Source organism: Calderihabitans maritimus (genome assembly GCF_002207765.1).
In the GTDB taxonomy this organism is placed as follows: Bacteria; Bacillota; KKC1; order Calderihabitantales; family Calderihabitantaceae; genus Calderihabitans; species Calderihabitans maritimus.
Genome location: NZ_BDGJ01000172.1, coordinates 1 through 3,272, shown reverse-complemented (window position 1 = coordinate 3,272; position 3,272 = coordinate 1). Strand labels below are relative to the sequence as shown.

Sequence of the window (3,272 nt, the reverse complement as noted above, 5' to 3'; positions counted from 1 at the left end):
GGCACGCCTGTATTCCGTCCCTTGAAATGCCTGTCGTTACTGGAATCTTGTTTTTAAACTGTCAAAGATGAGTCTAAATTAAATACTCAGACCAATACGGTGAATAGCAAAACCAGTTCTTTCTTTAAGAATCTCACTCTTGGTTAATTTACCTGAAAGTACTTCCCTCACTTCATTGTAAATTAGATCACCTGCTTCTTCCAAAGTGAGGGTACCTTCAAGGATTCCACTAAGGTCAAGGTCTACTGTATCCTGCATCTTTTCCCAGGATTTTTTGTTTCCAGTAATCTTAATAGTCGGCATTATGGGATTAGCTATTGTATGTCCTCCACCGGTGGAAAATACCAATACCTGAGCACCTGCTGCAGCAATCCCGGTAATTGACTCCGAACCGTGTCCCGGAGTATACATGAGGTATACACCTGGTTCTTTCCCAGGAGTCTCTGCATAAAATACTACATCCTGAATAGGAGCGCTACCGCTCTTCTTGGCTCCACCAAGTGATTTCTCTTCTATTGTACTAAGACCCCCCGCTATATTATCTCCCGTAGGTTGAGATCCGCGAATGTCTTCTCCTGTGGCAAGTATTCTTTCTTCATATTCTTTAATCATTTTTTCTATCTTATCTGCTACTTCCTTGTTTACTGCCCTCGAAGTCAGCCACGGCTCTGCTCCCATTAATTCAGGAAACTCAGCCAGTATTGAACGCCCGCCTTCCCTGATAATTCTATCAGAACAAAGTCCAAGTGCAGGATTAGATGCTATGCCCGAAGTAGTATCGGAAGTCCCACAATTGAGACCAAATAAAAATTGGGACATATCTGCTTCTTCCCTCTTGTATGTCGAAAGTTCCCTTGCCAAGTACATGGCTTTACGTATAGCCTCAGTAGTGGCATTTATGGCACCACCTGCTGCCCTAATATTCACCGTTTCAACAGGCTTACCTGATTTGGAAATCTCATGGGCCATGTCATCAATATTGCAAAGTTCTTCTCTAAAATGATCTACTATAACTACTCCCCCAACGTTTGGGTTCTTGGCCATACCACATAAAACATCAAAAGTCATTTTGAGGTCGGACTTTGTCTGGCAGCGACCTAAATGATGCGTGATAGGAATAGCACCTTCAATTGTATTGGCTACTCTTTCAACCACACTGTTTGCATATATGGTCGCTGATAAAATCAATAAATAATTCCTGGCCCCAACTTGCCCATCAGGTCGATAATAGCCGTACCATTTACTCACAACATATTCCCTCCTTTTGCTTTTTTGCCAAGTCACCACGACCCCTAAGAGGTTCTATGTTGTGTACATGAACATGGTCACCTACTTCAATGTCTTCGGTGGCCCTTCCTATACTTAAACCGTATTTCCAGATAGTCTCCCCCTTCTTAATGGGTCTGATGGCTATTTTGTGTCCGTAGGGAATATCAGCTCGTACTTCGATTTCTAATTTCGCTCCGTCAACTTCCACTGGAATTTTCATTCCTTCTTTTACTTCATCACTAATTATTGTTGCTACATTATCTTTTGGGTCTACAACATAAGCAATCTTCTTCAATTATATCTCCCTCCTTATATTTTTAGTTTTGATTAATTCAACGAAGGACGGAACTTTTTATCCGCCCATATTTTGATCATTTCAAAGCTAATAGACTTAGCAGGGTACCCGAAATTCCGATGTATTGCCAAATCTCTTTATAAATATAATCTAGTCTATTAACTTTGATAATTCATCATAGGTATGTGGTATGACCAGTTATATTACTCTTATTTCGATATCTTTTTGAAAAATCCTTCTTGCATAATAAATTTTTTGTTTAATTTTTTTTGTAATTTTATTTAAATTTATCGAGTAGGAGGGGGCGGCTAGCCCCCGTCCTCTCACACCACCGGACATGCGGGTCCGCATCCGGCGGTTCACCAAGCTTGACGAAGACTTTGATAGCGTTCGGTTAAGCTCATCAGGCCCTGGGACTGCCAGTAGGCGTTACCCAGGGCCCTATTCATCGGCCCGTGGGCCATCCGCCATGGTCCTTTACGGGAGTTGGCGAATTCATGTACTACCCATTCCGGCAATCCCAGTGCACGCAGCTCGCGGTACCTTGTCCGCACTCGCTTCCACTGCTTCCAGAGGCACATGCGTAATCTCCTCCGCACCCAGCCTTCTAACTTTTTGAAAATGCTGGGCGTGTCGGCCAGGGCGAAGTATCCCATCCACCCGCCCAAGTAGGCGTTCAGGCGCTCTATACGCTCAGCCATACTCACGGGTCTATTCCGGGAAGTTATTTCCCGGATTTTCTTCTTCACCCGGTCGATGGTTTGCGGCGCCAAGCGGATAAGGATTTTCCCTGTTTTGGCTTTGTACATGCTAAACCCCAGGAAATTCCGTTTCCACGGCCGGTCCACCGCGCTTTTCTGCTCGTTTATTCTGAGCTTTAACCGCTCCTGCAGAAACTTACGGATACTGGTCATGACCCTTTCTCCTGCCCGCTTGCTTTTGACGTAGATGTTGCGTCGAGTAGCGCGGGGAAGTCTCACCCCCACGCCCTCACAGAACCGGACGTGAACCTCTCAGCTCATCCGGCTCCTACTGTCCAGCCGCTTTAAGAAGCTGCCAGTGGGCAAACAGCCACGGCTGTCTTTCCGCGATCCGCCGCAGCCACTGTTCTGCCCGCCTTTTATGGTTTTTCAGCTTCTTGTATTTCCTCATCGCCCACTTCACTAGCACAGTGTCTAGATACCTTAGAGTGGGATACATCGCGGATTTGTAGTAGTGCTTGAAATAGTTTATCCATCCTCGGAGCACAGGGTTAAACATCCGGGCTATGTCTTCTAGCTCCTTATCACTGCGAAGATGCAGTTTCCATTCCCGTATGGTCTGCCTCATCTTTTTGGCAGCTTTATTGCTGACCCCAGGGCTGAAGTTGATAAAGTATTTGCCATGTCGGTTCTTTGACCTTCTGGGTCGAAAGGTGTATCCTAAGAAGTCAAACTTTTCCTGTGGGTAGCTTCCTTGTCGGTCGTCATCTTTGCAGTAAACTATCTTCGTTTTCTCCGGATGGAGCTCCAACCGGCACCGGAAGAAACGCTCCCGTAATTTCGCCAGTAGCCATCGGGCTTGGGCTTCGCTTTTGCAGTGGCATATGATATCATCCGCAAAACGTTCAAAGGGTATGGAGGGACAGTTCCTCTGCATCCACATGTCGAATGCATAGTGGAGGAAAAGGTTGGCTAGTAGAGGGCTTATCACCCCTCCCTGCGGCGTT

The 3,272-nt window shown here is 45.8% G+C and carries 3 protein-coding genes and 1 pseudogene; all 4 read right to left on the bottom strand.

The window, feature by feature from the left end; all coding sequences use genetic code 11:
- Positions 1-78: 78 nt before the first annotated feature.
- The gene (locus tag KKC1_RS13355; protein ID WP_088554938.1) at positions 79-1,248 is read right to left on the bottom strand and encodes a UxaA family hydrolase; all 1,170 of its coding nucleotides are present in this window, start codon (positions 1,246-1,248) and stop codon (positions 79-81) included.
- Positions 1,241-1,564 carry a UxaA family hydrolase gene (locus KKC1_RS13350; RefSeq protein WP_088554937.1) on the bottom strand — a complete coding sequence of 108 codons (324 nt, stop codon included), beginning with the start codon at positions 1,562-1,564 and terminating at the stop codon, positions 1,241-1,243. The genes KKC1_RS13355 and KKC1_RS13350 overlap by 8 nt, the downstream gene beginning before the upstream one ends.
- A gap of 359 nt (positions 1,565-1,923) precedes the next feature.
- Positions 1,924-2,517 (bottom strand): annotated as a pseudogene (locus KKC1_RS13345) (group II intron maturase-specific domain-containing protein); the annotation flags it as partial.
- A gap of 76 nt (positions 2,518-2,593) precedes the next feature.
- A partial coding sequence (locus tag KKC1_RS13340; protein WP_272946681.1) for a group II intron maturase-specific domain-containing protein occupies positions 2,594-3,272 on the bottom strand: 679 nt, incomplete at its 5' end.